Here is a 26,289-nt window from a genome sequence, read left to right as displayed (position 1 = left end):
CACCACGCCACCGCGCCACCGCGGTGCTTGCTTGCGCCGAGCCGTCGTGAGCCGGCGTGCGACCCTGCCACCGTGCCGCCGCAGTGCTTGCTTGCGCCGAGCCGTCGTGAGCCGGCGTGCGACCCTGCCACCGTGCCGCCGCAGTGCTTGCTTGCGCCGAGCCGTCGTGAGCCGGCATGCCGGCGCGGTGCATCCGCGGCGCCTGCCGTACGGAGGTCGTCCCGCGCGGCGGGTGGTCAGACCTCTCCGTGCTGCTGCCGGTCGAGTCCCTTGGCCCGCTCGCGCTGCAGGCGTTCCAGCTCCCTGGCCCGCTCGCGCTGGCGGCGTTCGAGTTCCTTCGCGCGTTCGCGCTGCTCGCGCTCCTGCGCCTTCTCCTGCTCGCGGCGGAGTTTGTCCTGCTCCTTCATCTGCCGCTCGAGCTCCTTGGCGCGTTCGCGCTGCTCGCGCTCCTTGGCCTTCTCCAGCTCGCGCTGCTGGCGTTCGAGCTGCTTGGCGCGTTCGCGCTGCTCGCGCTCGCGCGCCTTCTCCTGCTCGCGGCGGAGCTTGTCCTGCTCCTTCGAGTCGCGATCGGCGGGCCTCGCCGTACGGGTGTCCACCGGAGGGGACAGGATCAGGCCACGCGTCGCGCCGGTGAGCACCGGATTGGCGTCCAGGCCCGTCAAGCCGTTCCACGACAGGTTCACCAGATGCGCCGCGACCTCCTCGCGGCGCGGTTTGCGCACGTCGAGCCACCACTGGCCGGTGAGAGCGGTCATCCCGACGAGCATCTGGGCGTACATCGGCGCGAGTTTGGGGTCGTAGCCCCGCTCCTTGAACTCGTCCGCCAGCACGTCCTCCACCTGGCTGGCGATGTCGCTGATCAGGCTGGCGAAGGTGCCCGTCCCCGACGCGGCGTGGGAGTCGCGGACCAGGATGCGGAAGCCCTCGCTGCTCTCCTCGATGTACTGGAGAAGAGCGAGCGCGGCACGCTCAAGCTTGATGCGGGCGTGCGAGGCCGACAGGGCCTGGGTGACCAGGCTGAGCAGGCGCTGCATCTCCCGGTCGATGACGACGGCGTAGATGCCTTCCTTGCCGCCGAAGTGCTCGTACACCACGGGCTTGGACACCTTGGCGCTGGCCGCGATCTCCTCGACCGAGGTGCCGTCGAAGCCCTTGTCCGCGAACAGGGCACGGCCGACCTGGATCAGCTGCTCGCGCCGTTCCGCGCCGGTCATGCGTCTGCGGGATCGAGAGGACTCGCTCACGGGTTCCATCATGGCGGGTCGGGCGGTCCGGACCCGTCTCGGGACGGTCGCGGTCTCAGTCGTCCCCGCGGGACTCGTCCCGGCGGGAGTGTCCACGGCAGGAGTGGCCGGAAGCGCCGGTACGGCCACCGCGGAGACGGAGGCCGTACGAGTGAGGGGGCCGGCCGGGGCCGTTGATACGGAGGGCGCCGCCGGCAGAGGAGGCGCCGATGGGGGGGACGTCGGTGCGAGGGTCAGGGCCGCCGTGTTCCGGAGAGCGGCCCTGCCGTCAGCACTGACGGAGTCGTCAGGCAATGCGCTTCGCCGCCAGCCGCTCGGGAGTCGGCCAGCGCACGTCGTGGGCCCATCCGGCCTTCTCGAACCAGCGGATGAGACCCGCGCTGAGGTCGATCTGGCCCTTGAGCGCACCGTGCCGGGCGCAGGTGGGGTCGGAGTGGTGCAGGTTGTGCCACGACTCGCCGAACGAGGGGATGGCCAGCCACCAGACGTTGCGGGACTTGTCACGCGACTCGAACACCTCCTCGCCGAACACGTGGCAGATGGAGTTGATCGACCAGGTGACGTGGTGCAGCAGCCCGATCCGCATCAGCGTGCCCCAGAAGAACGCGGTCAGCGCGCCCTGCCAGGACCAGGTGATCAGACCGCCGAGGGCCGGCGGGAGCAGCAGGGAGGTGATCGCCAGCGTGGGGAACCACCGGTGCAGCTTCATGATGTCCGGGTCCTTCAGCAGGTCCGGGGCGTACTTGGCGCGGTTGACGCGCTCGACCTCGAACAGCCAGCCCACGTGCGCGTAGAGCAGGCCCTTGCACATCGACTTGAAGCCGGGCCCGAACCGCCACGGCGAGTGCGGGTCGCCCTCCTTGTCGGAGAACTTGTGGTGCTTGCGGTGGGCGGCGACCCAGTCCAGCACCGACATCTCCAGCGAGAGGCTGCCGGCGATCCCGAGCGCGATCTTCAGAGGCCGGTTGGCCTTGAACGAGCCGTGCGTGAAGTAGCGGTGGAACCCGACCGTGACCCCCAGGCCGGACACGATGTAGAAGACGCCGGCGATCGCGACGTCCGTCCAGCCGAGGCCCCATCCCCAGGCGAACGGCACCGCGATGATGACCGCGAGGATCGGAAGGCCGACAACGAGTGCGAAGACGACCAGATCGGCTTTGCTCTTGCCTTCGGGTTCGAAGTCCGGCTTCGGCTGTGGGGAGGGGCGGTCGGTCAGGACGGTCATGGGCTACCTCACGAGATGGGAAAGTTGTCTGGCTACGCAACCGTAACCTACGCCATCGTAAGTTAGGAATCCCTAAGAGCGAATGTGTGGAAGGTGACGCTCCGGGCCACATCTGGTGGCGAATCCACGCCTTGCACCAACGGTCGGCCATCTGGTAATGCCTCGTGCTTGCTTCCGGCCGCGCCGTCGATGCCGCGGCGTCCACCGCGACCTGCCCGCAATGCCGTCTCGGTAACATCCGGAATCGCCGTATTTCGAGAGACATGGCGGGAAGCGGCGGTCATCGCGATTCCGTGCTCCGAGGCGGGACCGCGGCGACGAGGCGGGCGCCGAGCGGCCCGAGTTCACCAGGCGGTACGGCTCGGCGGTGCGCTCCGGTGAGCTCCTGCCCCGGCGGCTCCCCGGCTCCCCGGGTTCGCGGGTTCGCGGAGGGGGCGGCGCGGGTGGGGCAGGGGGGCGTGGCCCGGGTCGCCGCCCCGCCTCCACCCCCGCTCCGTCCCGCCGCCCCGCTCCGGCTCGCCGGTCCGCCGGCCCGTCCCGCCCCCGCTCCGGCTCGCCGGCCCGTCCCGCCCCCCCGCTCCGGCTCGCGGGGCCGGGCGGTGCGGGCGTGTGAGGTGATTGGGCGCGCCCGGGTGGGAGCGAATCACTGGGAAAGACTGATGCTCAGTGAACGGTCGGCTCTGTATCCTGAGTGCGGATTCGGGCAGCCGCCGGAATCCGGCAAAGCGGGACGTTGTGCCCTTCCCGGGTCGTCTAGGGGCAAGACTACAGATTTTGGTTCTGTCAACGGAGGTTCGAATCCTCCCCCGGGAGCCTGTTCATTCGTCCGTCCGCGCCCCAGGGGGGCTGGTTCCCTCTTGGGGCACGGCAGGTAAGCTCACCTTGTCGAGCGGGTGACCGTGCGGTTCCTGGGTAGTGGACGCGTGGAAGCCGCAGCCGATCCCGTGTAAGCCGCGACGCCGAGGGAGCCTCAGTCCGTGAGTGTGCCGCGCCCGGCAGCCGTGATCGTCCTCGCCGCCGGCGAGGGCACCAGGATGAAATCGAAGACCCCCAAGGTCCTCCACGAGGTCTGTGGTCGGTCACTCGTGGACCACATGCTCGCCGCCGCGCGCGGCCTCGGCCCCGAGCGGCTGATCGTGGTCATCGGCCACGCTCGCGAGCGGGTCGGCGCCCATCTGGGGGCGAGCGCGCCGGACGCCCGTACGGTCGTCCAGGACAAGCAGAACGGCACGGGCCACGCCGTGCGCACCGCCCTCGAAGCCGAGGGCCCGATCGACGGCACCGTCCTGGTGACGTACGGCGACACCCCGCTGCTGCGCACCGAGACCCTGGCGGCCCTGCTCGAACGGCACGCCGCCGACGGCAACGCCGTCACGGTGCTGACCGCCGTCGTCCCCGACCCGACCGGTTACGGCCGGATCGTGCGCGACGAGGACGGCGCGGTGCTGGAGATCGTCGAAGAGAAGGACGCCACTCCCGAGCAGCGGGCGATCGCCGAGATGAACTCGGGCGTGTACGCCTTCGACGGCGCGCTGCTGGCCGACGGCCTCAAGCGGATCGGCGCCGCCAACGCCCAGGGCGAGGAGTACCTGACCGACGTGCTGGCCATCCTCCGCGAGGACGGCCACCGGGTGGGCGCGCACGTGGCCGCCGACCACGCCGAGGTCGAGGGCGTCAACGACCGCGTCCAGCTCGCCTTCGTCCGGCGCGTGCTCAACGACCGCATCCTTGAGGCGCACATGCGCGCCGGGGTGACCGTCGTCGACCCGGCCGGCACGTGGATCGACGCCGGGGTCACGATCGAGCCCGACGCCGTGATCCATCCCGGCACCCAGCTGAAGGGCGCCACCCGGATCGGCGCGGGGGCACAGGTCGGGCCCGGCACCACGCTCACCGACACGGTCGTCGGCGAGGACGCCGTCGTGCGCAACACCGTCTCCGACGGCGCGGAGATCGGCCCCGGCGCGGCCGTGGGCCCCTTCGCCTACCTGCGCCCCGGCACCGTGCTGGGCTCCACGGGCAAGATCGGCGCGTTCGTCGAGACCAAGAACGCGCGGATCGGCGAGGGCTCCAAGGTCCCGCATCTGACGTACGTCGGCGACGCGACGATCGGGGTCGGCTCCAACATCGGCGCCGCCTGCGTCTTCGTGAACTACGACGGCGTCGCCAAGCACCACACGGTCGTGGGCGACCACGTGCGCGTGGGCAGCGACAACATGCTCGTCGCCCCGGTCACGATCGGGGACGGCGCCTACACGGCCGCCGGATCGGTGATCACGTCCGACGTGCCGCCCGGGGCGATGGCGGTCGCCCGTGGCAAACAGCGCAACATCGAGGGCTGGGTGACGCGCCGCCGCGCCGGCACCCGGTCCGCGGAGGCGGCCCTGCGGGCGACCGAAGCCCGCGACGCGGCCGCGGCGAACGGCGGAGACCCCGCCGATGACTAGTGCCGGTGATCAAGGCCGGCGATGAGGACCACCTGCGGCCCGCCTCCCCGCGGGCCGTACGGGGACAGGAAACACACGTACGAGGCGCGGTCCGACCGCGTAGCGCCGAAGGGCCAGGCCAGGAGGACACCGTGACCGACCACATCGACCGGGCGAAGGGGTTCGGGAGCCCCGGGCGAAGCGAGGGAACGGCGCCACGGCCGGCCCGGCCTCACCACGCCCGGTACGGCGAACAGGCTCGACACGCGAGGAGCGCGGCATGAGCGGCAAGAAGACGACCGGCGAGCGGAACCTGATGTTCTTCTCCGGCCGGTCCCACCCCGAGCTGGCCGAGGAGGTCGCGAGAGCCCTCGGCGTCGAGATAACGCCGACCGCGCTGCGCGACTTCGCGAACGGCGAGATCTACGTGCGGTATCTGGAGTCGGTGCGCGGCTGCGACGCCTTCGTGATGCAGAGCCACACCGCGCCGATCAACGAGTGGATCATGGAGCAGCTGATCATGGTGGACGCGCTCAAGCGGGCCTCCGCCAAGCGGGTCACCGTGATCATGCCGTTCTACGGCTACAGCCGCCAGGACAAGAAGGGCCGCGGCCGCGAGCCGATCACCGCCAGGCTGATGGCCGACCTGTTCAAGCAGGCGGGCGCCGACCGGCTGATGTCCATCGACCTGCACACCTCGCAGATCCAGGGCTTCTTCGACGGCCCGGTGGACCACCTGTTCGCCATGCCCGTGCTGATCAACTACCTGCGCGCCAAGCTCGACCCCGCGACGACCACGATCGTCTCTCCCGACACCGGCCGCGTACGGCTGGCCGAGCGCTGGTCCGACTCGCTCGGCACGCCCGTGGCGTTCATCCACAAGCGGCGCGACCTCGACGTGGCCAACCAGGTGAAGGTGCACGAGGTGGTCGGCAAGGTGCGCGGCAGGACCTGCGTGCTGATCGACGACATGATCGACACCGGCGGGTCGATCTGCAAGGCGGCCGACGCGTTGTACGAGCACGGCGCGACCGACGTGATCGTCGCCGCCACGCACGCCATCTTCTCCGACCCCGCCGTGGACCGGCTCAAGAACTCCCGCATCTCCGAGGTGGTCGTGACCAACACGCTGCCGATCCCGGAGGAGAAGAGGTTCGACAGCCTCACGGTCATGTCGGTCGCCCCGCTGCTCGCCCGGGCCATCACCGAGGTCTTCACCGACGGCTCCGTCACCAGCCTCTTCGAAGGCGACAGCTGAGCCACACCCCGGGCCCCCGGTCGTGTCGGCCGGGGGCCCGGTGGTGCCGGCAGTCAGTAGTAGAGGGCGTTCATCGCCGTGCGCACTTCCACGAGGGTGGCGTCGGCGATGGCGGCGGCGCGTTCGTTGCCGTCGCGTAGCACGCCGCGGATGTGGGCGCGGTCCCGCGCCAGCTCGGCGCGACGCGACCGGATGGGCGCGAAATAGCCGTTGACCGCGTCGGTGACGGTGGCCTTCAACGCGGCGGCTCCCCTGCCCCCGATCTCCGCGGCCACCTCGTGCGGGTCCCGGCCGAGGCACAGCGCGGCCAGCAGGACCAGGCTGGAGACCTCGGGCCGGGCGACGGGGTCGTACGCGATGTGACGGTCCGCGTCGGTCTTCGCGCCGCGGATCAGCCTGGCGGTCTCGTCGGCGGTCGCGGCCAGGGCGATGGCGTTGCCCCGGCTCTTGCTCATCTTGCCGCCGTCGGTGCCGAGTAGCAGCGGGGCGTCGGACAGCAGCGCCTCGGGCTCGGGGAACACGAGGCCGCCCGGGGTGCCGTAGCGGTTGTTGAAACGGCGCGCGACGGTGCGGGCCACCTCCAGGTGGGGCAGCTGGTCCTGCCCGACCGGGACGAGCCCGGCCTTGCAGAACAGGATGTCGGCCGCCTGGTGCACCGGATAGGTGAACATCAGCCCGCTGACCGCCGACTGGCGCGAGTGCGCGATCTCGTCCTTCACCGTGGGGTTGCGGCCCAGCTCCGCGACCGAGACCAGGCTGAGGAACGGCAGGAGCAGCTGGTTGAGCGCGGGTATCGCGCTGTGCGTGAAGATCGTCGCCCGGGCCGGGTCGAGGCCCACGGCCAGGTAGTCGAGCACCAGGTCCTCCACGTGCTCGGCGAGCCGGTCGGCGACGTCGCGATCGGTCAGGACCTGGTAGTCCGCGACGAGCACCATCATGTCCACCCCCAGGTTCTGCAGGCGGACGCGATTGTGCAGGCTGCCGAAGTAGTGCCCCAGGTGCAGCCTTCCGGTCGGGCGGTCGCCGGTCAGCGCCCGGAACCGGCCGGGCCGCTCGCGGATCGATCTCTCCAGTTCGGCGCTGCGGCGTCGCGCGGCAGGCACGCCGAGGTCGTCGGACGCGGTGATGTCGAGGGTCGTGCTCATGTGGTCTCTCCCTTGGCGGCTGGTCCGCCGTCCCGACGGCGACCCTCGTCCAGGGAGCACGAAAAAGGGCCGTCCATCCGAACGGCCCGGTCGTACGCGTGTGAGATGGCCGCTCCTATTCGGAGCGCCACCAGCCCAGACACGACATACGAATCACGCGGCCAGTGTAACCGCCGCCAAGGGACCGCGGCAGACTCCGAGCGAAGCCGGGCGACGCGGGAGACACGGTAGGGTGTGAGGGTTGCGCTCGTAACGCCTTCCGCTAGGGCGGGTGAGGGGGAGCGCGCCAATCCGTCGGTCGAATCATCCCTAGGAGATGTGCCGTGTCCGAAGTACTCATCGCCGCCGAGCTTCGCAACGAGTTCGGCAAGGGCGCCGCCCGCAAGATCCGCCGGGCGAACAAGGTCCCCGCTGTCCTTTACGGCCACGGCACCGAGCCCAAGCACCTGACCCTCCCCGGCCACGACCTGCTGCTCGCGCTGCGCACGCCGAACGTGCTCATCCGCCTGCGGGGCGAGGGCGTGGACGAGATCGCGCTGCCCAAGGGCGTCCAGCGCGACCCGATCAAGGGCTTCCTGGAGCACGTCGACCTGCTGCTGGTCAAGCGCGGCGAGACGGTCACCGTCGAGATCCCGGTCACCGTCACCGGTGACCCGATCGGCAGCGCGATCGTCGAGCAGCAGCTCGTCACGATCTCGGTCGAGACCGAGGCGACCCACATCCCGACCGGCGTCGAGGTGGACGTGGACGGCAAGGACGCCGGCTTCGCGGTGCACGCGAGCGACCTGAACCTGCCGGAGGGCACCACGCTGGCCGGCGACCCCGAGGCCCTGGTGCTGCAGGTGATCGGCGCCCCGGTCGCCGAGCTGCCCGAGGAGGGCGAGGCCGCCGAGGGCGAGAGCGCCGAGGCCGCCGAGTAGGACCTGTTCGTGAGAGAGTCCTCCACAGGGTGTCCTGTGGAGGACTCTTCCATGTGAGGAGACAGCGGAGGAGACAGCGATGTCCGACGCGTCCGCGCAGCGGTGGCTGGTGGCGGGACTGGGCAACCCCGGGCCGGAGTACGCCGGGAACCGGCACAACGCGGGCTTCATGGTGCTCGACGAGCTGGCGGCCCGGGTGGGTGGGCGGTTCAAGGCGCACAGGTCGCGGGCCGAGGTGGTCGAGGGCCGCCTGGCCGCGCTCCCGGTCGTGCTGGCCAAGCCGCTGTCGTTCATGAACCTGTCCGGCGGCCCGGTGAAGGCGCTGGCCGACTTCTACAAGGTCACCCCCGAGCGGGTGATCGTGGTCCACGACGAGCTGGACATCCCGTACGGCGCGCTGCGCGCGAAGGTCGGCGGCGGCGACAACGGGCACAACGGCCTGAAGTCGATCACGAAGGCGCTCGGCACGCGCGACTACCCGCGGATTCGGTTCGGGATCGGCCGTCCGCCGGGCCGGATGGACCCGGCGACCTTCGTGCTGCGCGACTTCGCCACGGCCGAGCGCAAGGACCTGCCGTTCCTCGTCGACCGGGCGGCCGACATGGTGGAGTCGCTCATGACCGCCGGTCTGGAGACCACGCAGAACCGCTTCCACGCCGCCGACCTCAATCCGGCGAAGCCTCCCCGCTGACCTCGCCGGTCTCGCGGTGTGCCGAGCCCGGCCATTCCATGAGGTTCTGCAGCAGTTCCGCCTGCTCGATGGCGTCGTCGAGCGCGTTGTGGGTGTGCGGGCGCGTCGTTCGCACCTCGCGCGGCATCTGGCGCTTGGTCGCCCAGGCCACCGGCACCACGGCCTTGGCGGCGTACAACGTCTTGATGTCGATGCACCGGGAGTGGCCGAAGGGCGACTCCCCGGTGAAACGGAGGAAGTACCAGTACATCCACATCCAGTCGTACGACAGGGGGAAGGCCGCGAGCACCGGCAGGTCCCCGTCGCACACCTCGCGCACCCAGGCCGACGCCGCCGTCATCGCCTCGGCCGGGTCGCGTCCCTCGCGCAGCAGCGCCGCCCGGTCGAGGCCGCTCACCGCCAGCGCCTCCGCCACGTAGTCGTCGCTGATCGGCCGTAACTCCGCGTAGAACGTCAGCGACTCCGGGTCGGTCCGCTCGAAGCGCCGCCCGGTCATCCGGCCGGCCACGGTCATGCCGAAGCTGACCATCGAGTACGGCCCCGGAATCGGGCCGTCCGCCTCGACATCAACCGAGATGTACGTTTCGGCTTTCACTGAAATCTCCCTGGGACGCCGGGGCGGGCGGCTAGCATTCCATCACTAACGGTGGCCGAATCATCACGGGGGGCGATGGTGCTGGACGGCGACACGTCCTCGCTCGCCGTCGGCACGTCGCGCGATTCTCCCGCCCATCCGATGCCCCGGCCGCCCGCGTGGGCCGTCCGGTATCGGCTCACCGCCGCCGTCTGCGACATCGTGGGCGCCCTTCTCGCGGGGGTCACCGCCGTGGTGATCCGGTTCGGCGAGGTTACTCCGTATGTGACGCCGTATGTCATGGCGAGCGCCGCGCTGCCCGCCGTCTGGGCGGCGATCCTGGTCCTCAACCGGGCGTACGAGCCGCGCCTCATCGGCGTGGGGGCGGAGGAGTTCCGCCGGGTCGCGCGGGCTGGCTTCACCATGGTCGCGGGCGTCGCGATCATCGCGTACGCGTCGAAGATCGACATCGCCCGCGGCTACGTGCTGATCGCGTTGCCGCTCGCCACCGCGCTCACCCTCGGCACCCGGTACGGCCTGCGGCGGCGGCTGCACCGCAGGCGGGCGAGGGGCCAGGGCGGCATGCGCAGGGTGGTGGCCGTGGGGCACCGGACGGCGATCGCCGAACTGGTCGGCACCTTCCGCAGGGAGCGCTACCACGGCATGGAGGTGGTGGCCGCGTGCGTGCCCGCCCATGCCACCGGCGGGGTCGGCGACGTGCCGGTGCTGGGCGACTTCACCGACGTGCCGCTGGTGGTGGAGCAGGTCCGGGCGGACACGGTCGCGGTGCTCGCCTGCCCCGAGCTGGACGGCACGGCGCTGCGCAGGCTGGCCTGGCGGCTGGAGCGCACGCGCACCGACCTCGTGGTGGCGCCCGCGCTGATGGAGGTCGCCGGCCCGCGGACCGCGATCCGGCCCGTCGCCGGTCTCCCGCTGCTGCACGTGGAGCATCCCGAGCTGGCGGGCGGGCGCCGGCTGGTCAAGGACGTGTTCGACCGGCTGGTCGCCGTGGCGGCGCTGGTCGTGCTGGCCCCGCTGCTGGCCGTCGTCGCCGTGGCCGTACGGACGACCAGCCCGGGCCCCGCCCTGTTCCGCCAGCGACGGGTCGGCAGGGACGGCGCCGAGTTCACGATCCTGAAGTTCCGCACCATGCGGCGGGACGCGGAGGCCCGCAAGGTCGAGCTGGTCAGCGACGCCGAAGGCGTGCTGTTCAAGGTGCGCAGGGACCCGCGGGTCACCCCGCTCGGCGCCGCGCTGCGGCGTTACTCGATCGACGAGCTGCCACAGCTCATCAACGTGCTGCGGGGCGACATGTCGCTCGTCGGACCGCGTCCGCCGCTGCCCGAGGAGGTCGCGCGGTACGGCGACGACGTACGCAGGAGGCTGGTGGTGCGTCCGGGAATGACCGGGCTCTGGCAGGTCAACGGCCGGTCTGACCTCTCATGGGAGGAATCGGTACGGTTGGACCTACGTTATGTCGAGAACTGGTCTCTCATGCTGGATCTGCAGATCTTATGGAAGACGTGGTCTGCGGTGGCGCGCGGAGCGGGAGCGTACTGAGGAATGACGATACGGGACGACCATTCCCTCGCCGGGGAGCTGGCGACGGAGGCGGGGGAGCGGCTTGTGGAGCTGCGCGCCCGTCTCGGGTTCGCGGACGCCCGGGCGCTGAAGGACGCGGGTGACCAGGCCTCGCACCGATTCCTCATGGAGGCGCTGGCGCGGCTGCGGCCGGACGACGCCGTGCTGTCGGAGGAGGCGACCCGCGAGGAGCGGATGGACCCCCGGCGGCTGTCGGCCGAGCGCGTCTGGATCGTCGACCCTCTCGACGGCACCCGTGAGTTCTCCGAGCAGGGCCGCGCCGACTGGGCCGTCCACGTGGCCCTGTGGGAACGCGGCGCCCTCACCGCCGGAGCGGTCGCCCTGCCGGCCCAGGGGCGCACGCTCACGACGGCGGCCCCGCCCGAGCTGCCGGAGAAGGTGCGCGAGCCGTTCCGCATCGCGGTCAGCCGCACCCGGCCGCCCGAGTTCGTCCGTGAGCTGGCCGCCCGCCTCGGCGGGGAACTCGTCCCCATCGGCTCGGCCGGTGCCAAGATCGCCGCGGTCCTCACCGGAGAGGTCGAGGCGTACGTGCACGCCGGGGGGCAGTACGAGTGGGACTCGGCCGCGCCGGTCGCGGTGGCGGTCGCGGCGGGAGCCCACGCGAGCAGGATCGACGGCTCACCCCTGACCTACAACCAGGGGGACCCCTGGTTGCCGGATATCCTGGTCTCCCTACCGGATCTGGCGCCAACGTTGCTCGCCGGAATCCGTGACCTGCATCGCCAGACTCCGTGAAGGAAGTCCCCATGCTTCAGCGTGACTACACCACGTCGCAGCTCGACGTGCTCGAGGCCGAGGCGATCCACATCATGCGCGAGGTCGCGGCCGAGTTCGAGCGCCCGTGTCTGCTCTTCTCCGGCGGCAAGGACTCGATCGTCATGCTGAGGGTCGCCGAGAAGGCCTTCTGGCCGGCGCCGATCCCCTTCCCCCTGATGCACGTGGACACCGGCCACAACTTCCCCGAGGTCATCGAGTTCCGCGACCGGCGGGTCGCCGAGCTCGGCGCGCGGCTGGTGGTCGCCTCGGTCCAGGCGTCGATCGACGCCGGGCGGGTGACCGAGCAGACCGGGCGGCGTGCCTCCCGCAACCGGCTGCAGACCACGACGCTGCTGGACGCCATCGAGGAGCACGAGTTCGACGCGGTGTTCGGCGGGGCCCGGCGCGACGAGGAGAAGGCCCGGGCCAAGGAGCGGGTGTTCTCCTTCCGGGACGAGTTCGGCCAGTGGGACCCGAAGAACCAGCGCCCCGAGCTGTGGAACCTCTACAACACCAAGATCAGCAGGGGTGAGCACATCCGCGTGTTCCCGCTGTCGAACTGGACCGAGCTGGACGTGTGGCACTACATCCGGCGGGAGGGCATCGAGATCCCGTCGATCTACTTCGCCCACTCGCGCCGGGTCTTCGAGCGCGACGGCATGCTGCTGGCCGACGCCGAGGTGGTCCAGCGGGGCGACGACGAGCCGCCGTTCGACGCGGTCGTCCGCTACCGCACGGTCGGCGACATGACCTGCACCGGCGCCGTCGCCTCCACCGCCACGACGGTGGAGCAGATCATCGAGGAGATCGCCGTGACCCGGATCACCGAGCGCGGCGCCACCCGCGCCGACGACCGGGCCTCCGAGGCCGCCATGGAAGATCGCAAGAAGGAAGGCTACTTCTGATGGACATCCTTCGTTTCGCGACGGCGGGCAGCGTCGACGACGGCAAGTCGACGCTGATCGGGCGGCTGCTGTTCGACTCCAAGGCGATCTTCGAAGACCAGCTCGAGGCGGTGGAGCGCACCTCCCGCGACAGGGGCACGGAGTACACCGACCTGTCGCTGCTGACCGACGGCCTGCGGGCCGAGCGCGAGCAGGGCATCACGATCGACGTGGCCTACCGCTACTTCGCCACGCCCAAGCGGAAGTTCATCATCGCCGACACCCCCGGGCACATCCAGTACACCCGGAACATGGTCACCGGCGCCTCCACCGCCGACCTGGCGATCATCCTGATCGACGCGCGCAAGGGCGTGCTGGAGCAGTCGCGGCGGCACGCCTTCCTGACCACGCTGCTGCGGGTGCCGCACCTCGTGCTCGCGGTCAACAAGATGGACCTCGTCGACTACTCCGAGGCCCGGTTCGAGGAGATCCGCGAGGAGTTCACCTCGTTCGCGAGCAAGCTCAACGCCTCGGACCTGACGTTCATCCCCATCTCGGCCCTGCACGGCGACAACGTCGTGTCCCGGTCGGAGAACATGCCGTGGTACGAGGGCTCGTCGCTGCTGCACCACCTGGAGAACGTGCACATCGCCTCCGACCGCAACCTGGTCGACGTGCGCTTCCCCGTGCAGTACGTCATCCGCCCGCACAACGCGACCAACCAGGAGCTGCACGACTACCGGGGCTACGCCGGGCAGGTCGCGGGCGGCGTGCTCAAGCCCGGCGACGAGGTGCTGCACCTGCCCTCCGGCCTGACCACGACGATCACGGCGATCGACACGTTCGACGGGCCGGTGGAGGAGGCGTTCGCGCCGATGTCGGTCACGCTGCGCCTGGGTGACGACATCGACATCTCCCGGGGTGACATGATCTGCCGGCCGAACAACCAGCCGCAGGCCGCCCAGGAGATCGACGCCATGGTCTGCTGGATGGCCGACGGCCTGAAGCTCCAGCCCCGCTCCAAGCTGATCATCAAGCACACCACCCGTACGGCCCGGGCCCTCGTGCGCGACCTGCACTACCGGCTCGACGTCAACACCCTGCACCGGGACGAGTCGGTCAACAGCCTCGGCCTGAACGAGATCGGGCGGGTGTCGCTGCGGACGACCCAGCCGCTGTTCGTGGACGACTACGCCCGCAACCGCATGACCGGCGGCTTCATCCTGATCGACGAGGCCACCAACGGCACCGTCGGCGCCGGGATGATCGTCGACGCGCGCTGACCGGCGCTCGCCGAGAGCCCTGGAGGGCCCGCGGGGGTGAGGACCACGACGGTGATCCGGCGCCTCGCCTCCGCGAGCCCGCGCGGCACTCGCGGGCCATGCCGCGCTACGAAGTGGCGAGGGTCTCCAGTGGCCGGTCGGGGTCGGCCAGCGCCTGGGGCGTGACGGGCGTGCCTGTGCGTATCAGCGTCTTGATCGGCTCGACGACGTCCCAGACGTTGACGTTCATGCCGGCCAGGACGCGACCGCCGTTCAGCCAGAACGCGATGAACTTCCGGGCGGCGACGTCGCCCCGGAAGACCACCTGGTCGTAGCCGCCCGGCTCGACGTGGCCGACGTACTCCATGCCGAGGTCGTACTGGTCGGTGTAGAAGTAGGGCAGTTCCTCGTAGACCGCGTCCCGGCCCAGCATGGTTGCGGCGGCGACGGCCGGCTGTTTGAGCGCGTTGGCCCAGTGTTCGACCCGTACGTGCCTGCCCAGCAGCGGGTGGTAGGCATTGGCGACGTCCCCGGCGGCGACGATGTCCGGGTCACCGGTCCGCAGGGCCGCGTCCACCACGACGCCGTCGTCCGCGTGCAGCCCGGCGTCCAGGGCGAGCCGCACCTCGGGTTCGGCGCCGACGCCGACGAGGACGGCGTCGGCGGCGATCTCGTCGCCGTCGCCCAGACGTACGCCCGAGGGCGTGATCTCGCTGACGGTGACCCCCAGCCGGAGGTCGACGCCGTGGTCGCGGTGCAGCCCGGCGAAGACCTGGGCGGCCTCGGGCCCGAGCACGCGCAGCAGCGGCAGACGCGCCGCCTCCAGCACCGTGACCGCGACGCCGGCCTGCCGGGCGGCCGCGGTGACCTCCAGCCCGATCCAGCCGGCCCCGATCACCGCCAGCCGGGACACGCTCCCGAGGACGTCCCTGAGCGACTCGCAGTCCTCGATCCGGCGCAGGTAGCGCACGTGCGGCGCCTGTGCGCCGGGGATCGGCGGCCTTCGCGGCCGGGCTCCGGTGGCCAGCAGCAGTTTGTCGTATTCGATCGCGCCGCCGTCGGCCAGCCCGACGCGGTGAGCACCGCGGTCGAGGCCGGTCGCGGCCACGCCGAGCAGCAACTCGACGTCGTGGTCGGCGTACCAGCCGTCCTGGTGGACGAAGACGCCGGCCCGGTCGCTCGTGCCCGTCAGGTAGCCCTTGGACAGCGGGGGCCGCTCATATGGGTGGTGCGGCTCGGCGCCGATCAGTGTGATCCGCCCGTCGAACCCCTGCTCGCGCAGGGCCTCGGCGGCCTTGGCTCCGGCCAGGCCGGCTCCGACGATCACGAACCTCTGCTGTGTCACGGCGATGGTCTCCTTGCTCAGGTGCGGGTGCCGGTGAGGGCGAAGAACTCCTGACGGGATCGGGCGTCCTCCCGCAGGATGCCCAGCAGCGTCGAGGTGACGGTGGTCGAGCCGACGGCGCGTACTCCCCGCAGGGTCATGCAGGTGTGCTCGGCCTCGATCACGACGCCGACCCCCGCGGGGCGCAACCGGTCGGCGAGCCAGTCGGCCACCTGTTTCGTGAGCCGTTCCTGCACCTGCGGCCGGCGGGCGAAGTGCTCGACGACGCGGGCCAGCTTGGACAGCCCGAGGATGCGGTCGCCGGGGAGATACCCGACGTGGGCGACTCCGGCGAAGGGCAGCAGGTGATGTTCGCAGACCGAGCGGATCGGAATCGCCCGGGCCAGCACGAGTTCGTCGTAGCCCTCCTCGTTGGGGAAGGTGGTGAGGTCGAACGGGCGTGGCGTGAACAGCTCGGCATACGCCTTGGCCATCCGCGCCGGAGTCTCCCGCAGGCTCTCGGAGTCCGTCGAGATGCCCAGCGCCTCCAGGAACTGGCCGGCCGCGCGCTCGGCGGCGGCCAGGTCCACACCGTCGCGCGGCTCGGCGATCACCCTCAGGGCACTACCGGTGCGCATCTCAGCCGCCGCTCACGCCGAGCGCGGTCAGCAGCACCAGCACCACGGTGGCCACCGCCAGCAGACCGTGCCCGGCCACGATCACGACCGGGAAGTGCCGCTCGGGCGGTCCCGCCGTGCCGGTGGCGCCGGGCCCGCCGGCCACCGCCGTACGGGCGCGGTAGGCGGGGATCCACCGGGCGAACATCGCGAAGCCCAGCAGCGCGACCGGGACCAGCAGGACCAGCGCGACCCACGCCAGGGCGGCGCTGCCGGCGACCAGGTGCACGATCCACACCACCAGCCCGGCGGCGGCCAGCGCGAAGTGGCCGAAGATCAGCCCCGGTGAGAAGCGACTGGTGCGCCGGCCGCCTCTGGCGATCCAGGTGCCCAGCATCACGAAGCCGCCCACCGCGGTGAGCAACCACGTGACCAGTGCAGCGATACCCATGACGAGTTCTCCTCCTGTCGAATGGAATGAGGGTCAGCGCCGGAAACCGTCGGCCTGGGTGACCTCGTCGGCCACCCGTACGCCGTAGCGGTAGGCGAGCTTGCCGCCCAGATAGCCGGAGACCACGAGCAGCGCCAGGCTGCCCGCCGAGAGCAGCAGCGGGCCGAGCGCGACCGGGCCGCCCGCCGCCGTGCCGGCCGCTGTGCCCGCCGGTGGGCCGGCCTGACGCCACAGGAAGCCGGCGGCGTACGCGGCGGTGATCACGAGGTTCAGCCCCATGTGGAGCAGACCCGTGCGGAACGCCGGGGTGCCCGCAGGGATGGCGAACAGGTCGAGGAACCCGGCCATCGCCGCGGCCAGCGCGCCGAGCACGCCGAGGGCGATCAGCCATTTCGAGCCCTCGGCCAGGAACCCTGGATCGGGAGCGAACCGGGACACCAGGTCGAAGACCATGCTCGCCACCCATGCGCCGATGGGCACGGCGACCAGCATCGGGTGGAACGGATGGCCGTACGGCCCGGCCAGCACCGCGCTCACCGGTCGTTTCGCCTCGTGCAGCCCACCGGTCATCAGGACCTCCGCGTGTGACGTATTACGCCAATGAATGTTGGTCTTATTCGAGCGGATGGTCAAGGTGTTCGCGTACATCGAGGGGGCTATGGTTTTCGACCGTGGAGGCAGGCGTTATCGTGGCAGGGTGACGACGGATCCCGCGATCAGTGCGGTGGCCGCGCTGGACGACGCGCTGCGGCAGGGCATGTACGCCTACATCCGCGGGGCGCGCCGCCCGGTGACCCGGGACGAGGCCGCCGCCTCGGTCGGGATCTCCCGCAAGCTGGCCGCCTTCCATCTGGACAAACTGGTCGACGCCGGTCTGCTGCGCGCCCGCTATGAGGCCGTCGGCGGCATCCGCAAGGTCGGCCGCACCCCGAAGGTCTACGAACCCACCGAGACCGACATCCGCGTCACGATCCCCGAGCGCCGGCACGAGGTGCTGGCCGACATCCTCATGGACGCCGTCCTCGCGGAGAGCGAAGGGGAGAGCGCCCGCCAGGCGGCGGTCCGGGTCGCCGGCCGGCGCGGCGAAGAGATCGGCGCCGCGGAACGCGCCCGGGCCAAGCCCGGCCGCCTCGGCGCGGAGCGTGCCCTCACCCTGCTCGAAGGCATGCTCGCCCGGCACGGCTTCGAGCCCGGCCGCGAGTCCCCCACCTGCGTGCGGCTGCGCAACTGCCCGTTCCATCCACTGGCGGCGCGAGCTCCCGAACTGGTCTGCGGGGTCAACCACGCCTTCCTCGACGGCATGCTCGCCGGGCTGGAGGCCTCCAGGGTGCGGGCCGTCCTGGTGCCGCGGCCGGGAGAGTGCTGCGTCGAACTGCGCTCCTCCTGAGGCGGCTCTCCCGCTTCCCGGTGAGAACACGTACGGCTCGCGCGGCGGGATCGTCGGTTTCGCCCGTCGCCGCCACCCCGTTCCGTCGCCGACGGCGGGCTCGTAGATCCTTTGGTGATTGCCGGCCGTCCGATCACCCTCCGCGCTAGGGTCGTCACGTTTCGCATCCATCCATGGAGGACACGTGGCCGACACACAGCCAGTGATCTTCGTGGGCGGCCTGGGACGCAGCGGCAGCACCCTGCTCGAACGTCTCCTCGGCGAGGTGCCCGGCGTGGCGCCGCTCGGCGAGGTCGTCCACCTGTGGGACCGCGGCGTACGCGCCGACGAGCCCTGCGGCTGCGGGCAGCGGTTCTCCCAGTGCCCGTTCTGGACGAAGGTGGGCACCCGCGCGTTCGGGCAGTGGCGGCAGAGCCAGGCGGGCTGGCTGCCCGGCCTGCGCGCCCGCGTCGACCGGACCCGCCGCCTGCCCGTCCTCGCCCTCGGACTCGCGAGCCGTGAGGCCGAGCTGGCCGAGTACGTCCGGTCGTACTACCGCATCTACACGGCGGCGGCCGAGATCGCCGACGCCCGGGTCGTCGTCGACTCCAGCAAGCACGCCTCCCTGGCGTACTGCCTGGCGGCGATCATGGAGCTGCGGGTCGTGCAGGTGGTGCGCGACCCCCGCGCGGTGGCCGCGTCGTGGCGGCGCAGGGTGCGCAGACCCGAGGACGGGCGGCCGATGACCCGCTGGACGCCCGCGCGCACCGCCGTCCACTGGCTGGCCCAGAATCTCGCCTTCGAAGTGCTGCGCCGCAAGGGCGTGCAGGTCGTACGGGTGCGTCACGAGGACCTGGTGCGCGACCCCCGAGCGACCCTGGCACGCCTGGCCGCGCGGCTCGGCCTTCCCGACGACGGCCTCGCCTTCCTGGACGACCGCGAGGCGCTGCTCGGCGTCGCGCACACCGTCTCCGGCAACCCGATGCGCTTCTCCGTGGGCCCGGTCGAGATACGGAACCGCCCGGCGCCCCTGCCGCGCCCCCAGCGGTGGCTCGTCACCGCGCTCACCCTCCCGCTTCTCCTCTTCTACGGTTACGGTCTCGCCTACCGCAGGGGAGTGAGGCGTTGAGGCCGTCGGTCGGCGTCGTCATCCCCACCCGCGGCGACCGGCCCGTCCCGCTCCTGGCCGCGCTGACGGGGGTGCTCGCCCAGGACTACGCCGGCCGGGTCGAGGTGGTGGTCGTGGCCGACGGCGTCCCCGCCTTCCTCGTCGCCCAGCAGGTGTCCGGGGCCGACTCGGGGGCCGACTCCGCGGCCGATCCGGGAGACGCCGGAGCCGTCCGGAGCGTCCGCGTGCTGGGCAACCGGAGCACTCGCGGCCTGCCGGGCGCGCGCAACACCGGGATCTCCATGCTCGGCACGGATCTCGTCGCCTTCTGCGACGACGACGACCTCTGGCTGCCCGGCAAGCTGGCCGCCCAGGTCGCGGCCCTGGCGGAGGAGCCCGCCGCGGGCTTCGCGAGCTGCGCCGTCGAGGTCGAGTACGGCGACCGCCGGGTGCCGCGGCTGGCCGGCACGGGCAGGGTCACCCACCGGCACCTCACCCGCTCGCGCATGATGATGGTGCACTCCTCGACGTTCCTGTTCCGCCGGGGCTGGGCCTGGGTGGACGAGAGCGCCCCGGGTGGTCAGAACGAGGACTGGGATCTCGCGCTGCGGGCCGCCTGGCGGCATCCGATCGTCCACGTCGACCGGCCGCTCGTGCGGGTGCGCTGGGGCTCCTCGCACTACGCGGGGCGGTGGGCCGACCGGATCGCGGGCCTGGAGTGGATGCTCGCGCGGCATCCCGGGCTGGCCGCCGAGCCGCGGGGCGCCGCGCGCGTCTACGGGCAGCTCGCCTTCTGCCACGCCGCCCTCGGCCGGCGTCGCGAGGCCGCCCGCTGGTCGCTGCGCGCCCTCTCCGCGCGGCCGGGCGAGCCGCGCGCGGCCGTGGCGCTGGCGGTCGCCGGAGGGCTGGTCAGCCCGCGCGCCGTGCTGCACGCCCTCCATCGCCGCGGCCACGGCATCTGATGACCGACGTGCCGGCTCCCACGGCGGCCGTGGACGCGGTGGTGGCCGGGGCCGGCAGGGTCCGCGTGGGGGCGGTGCGGCTCGACCCGCTCACCGAGGCGCAGGTGGTCGCCCATGTCATGGACGCGCTGGAGCGCGGTGTGGGCGGCCACGTCGTCACGCCGAACGTCGACATCTGCCGCGCCGCCGCCCGCGACGCCTCGCTGCGCGCGCTGATCGACGCGGCCGAACTCGCCGTGGCCGACGGCATGCCGCTGGTCTGGGCGTCGCGGCTGCTCGGTCACCCGCTGCCGGAACGGGTGACCGGAGCCGACCTGATCTGGTCGCTGACCGGGGCCGCCGCGGCCCGCGGCCTGCCCGTCTACCTCATCGGGGGTCCGCCCGGCGTCGCCGGGGCGGCGCGCGACGCGCTGTGCGAGCGGCACCCGGGCCTGGTCGTGGCGGGCGTCCACGCCCCGCCGTACGGGTTCGAGACCAGTGCCGCGGCGATGGCGGAGCTGCGGGGGCGGCTCGTCGCCGCGCGGCCCTCCCTGGTCTTCGCCGGGCTCGGGTTCCCCAGGCAGGACCGGCTCGTCGCGGCGCTCCGGGCCGACCTGCCGGACGCCTGGTTCGTGGGGTGCGGTGCGGCCATCGCGTTCGCCGCCAGGTCGGTGCGCCGCGCGCCCGAATGGATGGGCGACCACGGCCTGGAATGGCTGTTCCGCCTGCTCGGCGAGCCCCGGCGGCTCGCTCGCCGCTATCTCGTCGACGACCTCCCCTTCGCCCTCCGCCTCCTGTCGGGCGCCCTGCTGAGCAGGGCCTTCCGGTCACGGAGCAGGGGGCCGGGAAGCAGAGGTCAAAGGACGTAAGGGCCGAAGCGGCCCCAGGCGACCACGGCGGCCAGCACCAGGAGCACCACGTTGACGACGATGACCTGGGACTCCGCGCGGCGGGCGTGGACGACGACCGCTCCGGCCATGAGCAGGGTGACGCCGAGCGCGGCGAGCGGTGTCAGCACGGGGGCGACGCCCGTGACGGCGGGCAGGACGAGACCGAAGGCGATCAGCACCTCGAGAACGCCGAGGCCCTTGACCGCGCCCGCGGGGAAGTCCTCGGTCCAGGCCATGCCGGAGACGGCCAGCCGGTCCTTCGGCTGGGCGAGTTTCATCACCCCGGCGACGAGGAAGGCGAGGGTGAGCAGGCCGGCGATGGCCCAGAGGGCGACGTTCATGAGGAGTCCGTTCTTGCGGCGGCAGAGCGAAATGTAGCGGATGGGCGATCCGTGGCCGTCGCCGCGGATCGCTGTCACGCCCCGGCGTCCCGAAAAAATTCCTCGAAGAAATTCGGGAGGCGGTGTCGGATCGGGTCGGTGATGTTCGTAGCAGGGGTGAGGCCGCCCACGAGGGGCGGCGCCAAGGTGAAGGAACCGCGACCATGAAGCTGACGACCATGACTCAGGTCACCGTCGACGGGGTGATGCAGGGAAACGGCGGCGCGTCGGACGAGGATCGCAGGAACGGATTCGAGCGCGGCGGATGGGCCCTGGGCAAGGGCGACAACGAGACCCACGCGTTCATCGACCAGACCTACCGGCGCGCCGAGGCGTTCCTGTTCGGCCGGCGGACCTACGAGCTGTTCGCCGGCTATTGGGGGACCATGACGGTGCGGGATGCCCCTGGCTGGGAGGGCGTCGTGGAAGCGCTGAACACACGGCCCAAGTACGTGGCGTCGACCACGCTCACGGATCCGGCGTGGTCGGACACGACTGTCCTGTCCGGAGACGTCGCGGCCGCCGTCCGGGAACTGAAGGCCAAGCCGGGGGGTGAGCTGCAGGTGCACGGCAGTGGCATCCTGACCCGGTGGCTGCTGGAGAACGATCTGGTCGACGAGATGACTCTGATCACCATCCCGGTGGTCGTCGGCCAGGGCGCGCGGCTGTTCCCCGACGCCGGCCCGGATCTCGCGCTCGACCTGGTCGAGTCGCGCGTCGACTCCAAGGGCCTGACGATCCAGGTCTACCGGCCGGCCGGGCGCCCGCAGTATGCGCCGACGGCGTGACGTCCCCGACCACCGAACCACGTCTTGACACCACAGGAGGCGATCTTCAGATGCGGTACCTGGTTTCCGTGATCGATGACAAGAGCAATCCCGGCAGCACGGACAGGCAGCCTGCCATCAGCGCGTTCAACGAACGACTCATCGCCGGGGGCTACTGGGTTTTCGCGGGCGGACTCGCCGACACCGACGCGGCCACGGTCGTCGACAACCGGGGCGAGGAGGCGGTGTTCAGCGACGGGCCATTCGTGGAGTCGAAGGAGTATCTCGCCGGCGTCTGGGTGTGGGAGGCCCCCGATCTGGATGTGGCGCTCAAGCTCGCCACCGAGGCGTCGAAGATCTGCGATCGGAAGATCGAGGTGCGGCCGTTCCTGTGAACGAGGTCGACGTCCGCGAGGCGATCACTCGGGCCCACCACGAGGAGTGGGCCCGGGTGGTCGCCTCCCTGACCAGGCGCTTCGGTGACCTCGACGTCGCCGAGGAGGCGGCCGCCGAGGCGTTCGCGACCGCCGTTCAGCGGTGGCCGGCCGACGGTGTGCCCCCCAACCCGGGCGCCTGGCTGACCACCACCGCCAACCGCCAGGCCATCGACCGGATCCGGCGCGAGAACAAACGCGACGACAAGCACAGGAAGGCTCAGATGTCATACGACGATGACCCGCCCGAGCCTGTCGGCGCCATCGACGACGACCGGCTCCGGCTGATCTTCACCTGCTGTCATCCGGCATTGGCGATGGAGACCCGCGTGGCGCTGACGCTGCGCATGGTCGCCGGCCTGACCATGCCCGAGATCGCCCGCGCCTTCCTGGTGGCCGAGAGCGCCATGGGACAGCGGATCACCCGCGCGAAGGCCAAGATCAAGGCGGCGCGCATCCCCTATAGGGTGCCGTCGGGGGAGGATCTCCCGGCGCGCGTCTCCGGCGTCCTCGCCGTCCTCTACCTCGTCTTCAACGAGGGCTACCTGGCCACCGGCCCCGGCACCGATCCCGTCCGGCGGGAGCTGACCGCCGAGGCGATCCGGCTCACTCGCCTGATCCGCGCGCTCCTGCCGCAGGACGGTGAGGTGGCCGGGCTGCTGGCGCTGATGCTCCTGACCGAGGCCCGCCGCCCCGCCCGCGTCTCGGCCGGCGGTGAACTGGTCGCTCTCAACGAGCAGGACCGTGGGGCCTGGGACGCGGCGCTGATCGCCGAGGGGCACCGGCTGGTGCGCGAGCGCCTGGCCGCTGCCGCCGCCGGGGTGGCTCCGGGGCGCTACCAGCTCCTCGCGGCGATCAACGCCGTGCACACCTCCGCCCGCGACATGCGCGACACCGACTGGTCGCAGGTCCTCGCCCTCTACGACCAGCTCGTCCGCCTCGACCGCTCGCCGATCGTCGCCCTCAACCGGGCCATCGCGGTCGCCGAGCTCGACGGCCCGGAGGTGGCACTGGCGGCCGTCGACCGTCTCGAGTCCAGGCTGGCCGGCTATCACGCCTACCACGCCACCCGCGCCGACCTGCTGCGCCGGCTGGGCCGCGGCCGGGAGTCGCGCGCGGCCTACGACAGAGCCATCGACCTGGCCGGCAACACCGCCGAGACCGCCTACCTGACCCGCCGCCGCGACCAACTGCGATAGCGCCCACGGCCGCGTCTCGCACGGAGGCCCTAAGGTGTCCCGCGGGTCCGCCCGTGACATGGCCGCCATATGACCGCGCCGCCCGTCAGGTCCCACCGGTCTCGGCGAGTCTGCGGGCGAGGTAGCGGCGCTCCGCGTCCGTCGGCGCGAGCGCCAGGGCCTCCCCGTAGGCTCGCGCCGCGTCGTCCGTACGGCCCAGCCGGCGCAGCAGGTCCGCACGGGTGGCGGCGAGCAGGTGGTGCCCGGCCAGTTCGCCGGCGGCCCGCAGCTCGTCGACCAGCCGCAGACCGGCGAGGGGGCCGTCGGCCATCGCCACGGCCACCGCCCGGTTCAACTCGACCACCGGAGACGGCGCCAGCCGTACCAACTCCCCGTACAGCCCGGCGATCTGCGGCCAGTCGGTGTCGTCCGGGTCGAGGGCGGTCGCGTGACAGGCGGCGATGGCCGCCTGCACCTGGTACGGCCCGGGGCGGCGGCGCGCCAGCGCGTCGTCCAGGAGCCGCAGCCCCTCCTCGATCTCGTCGTGGTCCCACTTCGCGCGGTCCTGGAGTTCCAGTGTGACGATGTCGCCCGCCTCGTCGAACCGGGCGGCGCGCCGTGAGTCCTGCAGCAGCATGAGCGCGAGCAGCCCCTGCGCCTCGGGTTCGCCCGGCATGAGCCCGGCGAGCACCCGGGCCAGCCGGACGGCCTCGGCCGTCAGTTCCGGCCGGGCGGGGCTCGGCCCGCCGCTGGCCGAGTAGCCCTCGGTGAACAGGACGTACAGCACGCCGAGCACACCCGCCGTCCGCTCGGCCAGCAGATGCGCGGGCGGCACCCGGTAGGGGATGCCCGCGTTGCGTATCTTGCGCTTGGCCCTGACCAGCCGCTGCGCCATGGTCGCCTCCGGCACCATGAACGCCGCGGCGATCTCTGCCGTGGTCAGCCCCGCGAGCGTGCGGAGCGTGAGGGCGACCTGCGCCTCCAGCGGCAGGGCCGGGTGACAGCAGGTGAACATCAGGCGCAACCGGTCGTCGGGCACGTGATCCTCCTCCGCGGGCACCGGGTCGGAACCGGTCGGCGCCGACGCCAGCGCGCGCAGCCGCGCCGCCTCGGCGGTGCCGCGGCGGAACCGGTCCAGCGCCCGGTTGCGGGCCGCGGTGGTGAGCCACGCCCCGGGACGGCGCGGCACGCCGTCCCGGGGCCAGCGGGCGAGCGCCTGGGCGAACGCGTCCTGGGCGCACTCCTCGGCCAGGTCCCAGTCGCCGGTCAGCCGGATGAGCGTGGCGACGACGCGGCCCCACTCCTCGCGGAACGCCTCCTCGACGACCCGGGTGACGTCGGCGCCGCTCATTCCGGCCAGAACGGCCTCACCTCGATCGCGCCGAACGACGCCACGGGATGCTTCGAGGCGATCTCGATGGCCTCGTCGAGGTCGGCGCACTCGATGATGTCGAATCCGGCGATCTGCTCCTTGGTCTCGGCGAACGGCCCCTGGGTCACCAGTCCGGCGCGCACCGTCGTGGCGTCGCCGGCGGGACACAGGCGATGCCCGCCGAGGCGCACCCCCCGGCGCTCGGTCTCCTCGACCCACGGCTCGGGGTCGGCCTGCTCGGGACTGACCTCGACCGACTCCTCGGCACAGATCAACAGTAGGTACTTCATCGGTTCCCTCCTCCGGGACACGGTGGCCGCCCCGGGCGGCCACTCTCCCCTACGACGCGGTGGGGTCGCGAAATCGACAGCCGGTCCCGTCCGAATGTCGAAAAATCGCCCGGGCGCCGTCGTCCTTCCGGGAGGCGCCCGTCGGAAGGCGCCGTACGGGAAGGCGGGACGCATGTCCGAGATGGCCCAGGGGGCAGTCGGTCAAGACGGACGAGGAGAGGGCCGGGGCCGGGAAGCAGTGCCACGGGCACGCGCGGCGGTGACGGCGGTGTTCGCCCTGAACGGCGCCCTCATCGCCGCGTTCGCGGTCCGTACGCCCTCTTTGAAGATTGATCATGATCTGACGGAGGGACTGCTCGGCCTCCTGAACGCCCTGTTCGCCGTGGCGGCGCTCGCCGCCACGCGGGTCGCCGGGCGACTCGCGGCGCGGATAGGCAGCGCCTGGGTCGTGCGGATCGCCGCGGTCGCCCTTCCCCTCGCCCTGGCCGGGGTGGGCCTCGCCGGCGGGCACGTCCACCTGGCCGCGGCCATGCTCCTCGTCGGCGCCGCGAACGGGCTGCTCGACACGGGAATGAACGCGCAGGCGGTGATGGTCGAACGGGCGGCGCACCGTCCCATCATGAACGGCTGCCACGCGGCATGGAGCATCGGCTCCGTGGCCGGTTCGCTCACCGGCGGGGCCGCGGCGCAGGCGGGCATGTCCCTCACCACGCACTACCTGATCCTGGGGTCGGTCGTGACGGCCGTCGCCCTGGTGGCGGGCAGATGGCTGCCGGCCGAGAGACCCACCGAGAGACCCACCGAGGAACCCTCCGCGGAGCACCCGTCCGCGCGTACGGACGACGCGGCCGGACGGCGAGGACGGCGAGGACGGCGGGCGGGCTGGACGCGCCGCGTCCTGCTCCTCGGCGCGATGGGCGCGGCGGTGCTGGCCTGTGAGGGAGCCGTCATCACCTGGAGCGGGGTCCTCCTGCACGACGATCGGGGCGCCTCACTGGGCGTGGCCTCGCTGGGTCTCGTCGCCTTCACCGCCTGCCAGACGGCGGGACGGCTCGTGGGCGACCGGCTGTCCGCGAGATATCCGGCACGCGTCCTGGTCCGGGGCGGGACCGCGCTGGCGGCCATCGGTCTGACGGCGGCGGTCGTGGCCCCCACGCCGGTCCTCGCGGTCGCCGGGTTCGCCC

The 26,289-nt window shown here is 71.9% G+C and carries 27 protein-coding genes and 1 tRNA gene; 17 read left to right on the top strand and 11 right to left on the bottom strand.

What is annotated here, in order from left to right; translation table 11 throughout:
• Positions 1-236 precede the first annotated feature (236 nt).
• The gene (locus AB0J39_RS24755; RefSeq protein WP_363468628.1) at positions 237-1,253 is read right to left on the bottom strand and encodes a TetR family transcriptional regulator; all 1,017 of its coding nucleotides are present in this window, start codon (positions 1,251-1,253) and stop codon (positions 237-239) included.
• A gap of 277 nt (positions 1,254-1,530) precedes the next feature.
• Positions 1,531-2,469, bottom strand: a complete 939-nt coding sequence (locus AB0J39_RS24750) for an acyl-CoA desaturase (RefSeq protein WP_363468624.1) — start codon at positions 2,467-2,469, stop codon at positions 1,531-1,533.
• Between the two features lie 742 nt (positions 2,470-3,211).
• Between AB0J39_RS24750 and AB0J39_RS24745 the strand changes: the two genes are divergently transcribed.
• The 3 genes from AB0J39_RS24745 (at position 3,212) to AB0J39_RS24735 (ending at position 6,153) form a co-directional block, all read left to right on the top strand.
• Positions 3,212-3,282, top strand: a tRNA-Gln gene (locus AB0J39_RS24745).
• Positions 3,283-3,446: 164 nt separating this feature from the next.
• Positions 3,447-4,916 carry a bifunctional UDP-N-acetylglucosamine diphosphorylase/glucosamine-1-phosphate N-acetyltransferase GlmU gene (gene glmU / locus AB0J39_RS24740; RefSeq protein WP_363468622.1) on the top strand — a complete coding sequence of 490 codons (1,470 nt, stop codon included), beginning with the start codon at positions 3,447-3,449 and terminating at the stop codon, positions 4,914-4,916.
• Between the two features lie 259 nt (positions 4,917-5,175).
• Positions 5,176-6,153 (top strand): ribose-phosphate diphosphokinase, encoded by a 978-nt coding sequence (locus AB0J39_RS24735; RefSeq protein WP_363468621.1) that lies wholly within the window; start codon positions 5,176-5,178, stop codon positions 6,151-6,153.
• A 53-nt stretch (positions 6,154-6,206) separates the two neighbouring features.
• On the opposite strand, the gene trpS is transcribed toward AB0J39_RS24735, so the two are convergent.
• Positions 6,207-7,298: a tryptophan--tRNA ligase gene (gene trpS / locus AB0J39_RS24730; protein WP_363468619.1), complete on the bottom strand. Its 1,092-nt coding sequence runs from the start codon at positions 7,296-7,298 to the stop codon at positions 6,207-6,209.
• Positions 7,299-7,621: 323 nt separating this feature from the next.
• On the opposite strand from trpS, the gene AB0J39_RS24725 reads away from it, so the two are divergent.
• A complete protein-coding gene (locus tag AB0J39_RS24725) occupies positions 7,622-8,218 on the top strand; it encodes a 50S ribosomal protein L25/general stress protein Ctc (protein ID WP_363468617.1) in 597 nt (198 codons plus the stop codon).
• A gap of 79 nt (positions 8,219-8,297) precedes the next feature.
• A complete protein-coding gene (pth, locus tag AB0J39_RS24720) occupies positions 8,298-8,909 on the top strand; it encodes an aminoacyl-tRNA hydrolase (RefSeq protein ID WP_363468615.1) in 612 nt (203 codons plus the stop codon).
• On the opposite strand, the gene AB0J39_RS24715 is transcribed toward pth, so the two are convergent.
• Positions 8,884-9,504, bottom strand: a complete 621-nt coding sequence (locus tag AB0J39_RS24715) for an exonuclease (RefSeq protein WP_363468613.1) — start codon at positions 9,502-9,504, stop codon at positions 8,884-8,886. The genes pth and AB0J39_RS24715 overlap by 26 nt on opposite strands.
• Positions 9,505-9,645: 141 nt before the next feature.
• Here AB0J39_RS24715 and AB0J39_RS24710 point away from each other — a divergent pair, with 141 nt between their 5' ends.
• The 4 genes from AB0J39_RS24710 to cysN are packed head-to-tail and all read left to right on the top strand — an operon-like array spanning position 9,646 to position 14,008.
• Positions 9,646-11,043: a sugar transferase gene (locus AB0J39_RS24710; protein WP_363468626.1), complete on the top strand. Its 1,398-nt coding sequence runs from the start codon at positions 9,646-9,648 to the stop codon at positions 11,041-11,043.
• A gap of 3 nt (positions 11,044-11,046) precedes the next feature.
• Positions 11,047-11,820, top strand: coding sequence for a 3'(2'),5'-bisphosphate nucleotidase CysQ (locus tag AB0J39_RS24705; protein WP_363468611.1), 774 nt, complete (start codon positions 11,047-11,049; stop codon positions 11,818-11,820).
• Between the two features lie 11 nt (positions 11,821-11,831).
• Positions 11,832-12,746: a sulfate adenylyltransferase subunit CysD gene (cysD, locus tag AB0J39_RS24700; RefSeq protein WP_363468609.1), complete on the top strand. Its 915-nt coding sequence runs from the start codon at positions 11,832-11,834 to the stop codon at positions 12,744-12,746.
• Positions 12,746-14,008 (top strand): sulfate adenylyltransferase subunit CysN, encoded by a 1,263-nt coding sequence (gene cysN, locus AB0J39_RS24695; RefSeq protein WP_363468607.1) that lies wholly within the window; start codon positions 12,746-12,748, stop codon positions 14,006-14,008. Before cysD ends, cysN begins: the two co-directional genes overlap by 1 nt.
• Before the next feature lie 106 nt (positions 14,009-14,114).
• Here cysN and AB0J39_RS24690 read toward each other — a convergent pair whose 3' ends face one another.
• Genes AB0J39_RS24690 through AB0J39_RS24675 form a run of 4 tightly spaced genes read right to left on the bottom strand, consistent with a single transcriptional unit; the run spans position 14,115 to position 16,949 of the window.
• Positions 14,115-15,332, bottom strand: a complete 1,218-nt coding sequence (locus AB0J39_RS24690) for an FAD-dependent oxidoreductase (RefSeq protein ID WP_363468605.1) — start codon at positions 15,330-15,332, stop codon at positions 14,115-14,117.
• Between the two features lie 17 nt (positions 15,333-15,349).
• Complete coding sequence (gene folE, locus AB0J39_RS24685) at positions 15,350-15,949, bottom strand: GTP cyclohydrolase I FolE (protein ID WP_363468603.1); 600 nt, start codon at positions 15,947-15,949, stop codon at positions 15,350-15,352.
• 1 nt (position 15,950) lies between these two features.
• Entirely contained in the window at positions 15,951-16,379 is a 429-nt protein-coding gene (locus AB0J39_RS24680) for a hypothetical protein (protein WP_363468601.1), read from the bottom strand.
• Between the two features lie 33 nt (positions 16,380-16,412).
• Positions 16,413-16,949 carry a DUF2231 domain-containing protein gene (locus AB0J39_RS24675; protein ID WP_363468599.1) on the bottom strand — a complete coding sequence of 179 codons (537 nt, stop codon included), beginning with the start codon at positions 16,947-16,949 and terminating at the stop codon, positions 16,413-16,415.
• Positions 16,950-17,076: 127 nt separating this feature from the next.
• On the opposite strand from AB0J39_RS24675, the gene AB0J39_RS24670 reads away from it, so the two are divergent.
• The 4 genes from AB0J39_RS24670 (at position 17,077) to AB0J39_RS24655 (ending at position 20,663) form a co-directional block, all read left to right on the top strand.
• Positions 17,077-17,766, top strand: a complete 690-nt coding sequence (locus AB0J39_RS24670; protein ID WP_363468598.1) for a transcriptional regulator — start codon at positions 17,077-17,079, stop codon at positions 17,764-17,766.
• A 184-nt stretch (positions 17,767-17,950) separates the two neighbouring features.
• Entirely contained in the window at positions 17,951-18,874 is a 924-nt protein-coding gene (locus AB0J39_RS24665; RefSeq protein WP_363468596.1) for a sulfotransferase, read from the top strand.
• A complete protein-coding gene (locus AB0J39_RS24660; protein WP_363468594.1) occupies positions 18,871-19,815 on the top strand; it encodes a glycosyltransferase family 2 protein in 945 nt (314 codons plus the stop codon). Before AB0J39_RS24665 ends, AB0J39_RS24660 begins: the two co-directional genes overlap by 4 nt.
• Before the next feature lie 8 nt (positions 19,816-19,823).
• Positions 19,824-20,663 carry a WecB/TagA/CpsF family glycosyltransferase gene (locus AB0J39_RS24655; protein WP_363468592.1) on the top strand — a complete coding sequence of 280 codons (840 nt, stop codon included), beginning with the start codon at positions 19,824-19,826 and terminating at the stop codon, positions 20,661-20,663.
• Here AB0J39_RS24655 and AB0J39_RS24650 read toward each other — a convergent pair.
• On the bottom strand, positions 20,651-21,025 hold the full coding sequence (locus AB0J39_RS24650) for a DoxX family protein (protein ID WP_363468590.1): 375 nt from the start codon (positions 21,023-21,025) through the stop codon (positions 20,651-20,653). The two genes, AB0J39_RS24655 and AB0J39_RS24650, sit on opposite strands and share 13 nt — an antisense overlap.
• Positions 21,026-21,228: 203 nt before the next feature.
• On the opposite strand from AB0J39_RS24650, the gene AB0J39_RS24645 reads away from it, so the two are divergent.
• Genes AB0J39_RS24645 through AB0J39_RS24635 form a run of 3 tightly spaced genes read left to right on the top strand, consistent with a single transcriptional unit; the run spans position 21,229 to position 23,464 of the window.
• A complete protein-coding gene (locus AB0J39_RS24645) occupies positions 21,229-21,852 on the top strand; it encodes a dihydrofolate reductase family protein (RefSeq protein WP_363468588.1) in 624 nt (207 codons plus the stop codon).
• A gap of 50 nt (positions 21,853-21,902) precedes the next feature.
• The gene (locus AB0J39_RS24640; protein ID WP_363468586.1) at positions 21,903-22,226 is read left to right on the top strand and encodes a YciI family protein; all 324 of its coding nucleotides are present in this window, start codon (positions 21,903-21,905) and stop codon (positions 22,224-22,226) included.
• Positions 22,223-23,464 carry a sigma-70 family RNA polymerase sigma factor gene (locus AB0J39_RS24635; RefSeq protein ID WP_363468584.1) on the top strand — a complete coding sequence of 414 codons (1,242 nt, stop codon included), beginning with the start codon at positions 22,223-22,225 and terminating at the stop codon, positions 23,462-23,464. Before AB0J39_RS24640 ends, AB0J39_RS24635 begins: the two co-directional genes overlap by 4 nt.
• Positions 23,465-23,549: 85 nt before the next feature.
• Here the strand turns inward: AB0J39_RS24635 and AB0J39_RS24630 are convergent, their stop codons facing one another.
• Both AB0J39_RS24630 and AB0J39_RS24625 read right to left on the bottom strand, forming a co-directional pair.
• Entirely contained in the window at positions 23,550-24,794 is a 1,245-nt protein-coding gene (locus AB0J39_RS24630; protein WP_363468582.1) for an RNA polymerase sigma factor, read from the bottom strand.
• Complete coding sequence (locus AB0J39_RS24625) at positions 24,791-25,105, bottom strand: YciI family protein (protein ID WP_363468580.1); 315 nt, start codon at positions 25,103-25,105, stop codon at positions 24,791-24,793. Before AB0J39_RS24625 ends, AB0J39_RS24630 begins: the two co-directional genes overlap by 4 nt.
• Positions 25,106-25,343: 238 nt before the next feature.
• Here AB0J39_RS24625 and AB0J39_RS24620 point away from each other — a divergent pair.
• A partial coding sequence (locus AB0J39_RS24620) for an MFS transporter (RefSeq protein ID WP_363468578.1) occupies positions 25,344-26,289 on the top strand: 946 nt, incomplete at its 3' end.

Origin of the sequence: Microbispora sp. NPDC049633 (assembly GCF_040675265.1) — a bacterium.
Classification (GTDB): Bacteria; Actinomycetota; Actinomycetes; order Streptosporangiales; family Streptosporangiaceae; genus Microbispora; species Microbispora maris.
This window is presented reverse-complemented; position numbering and strand designations above follow the sequence as displayed.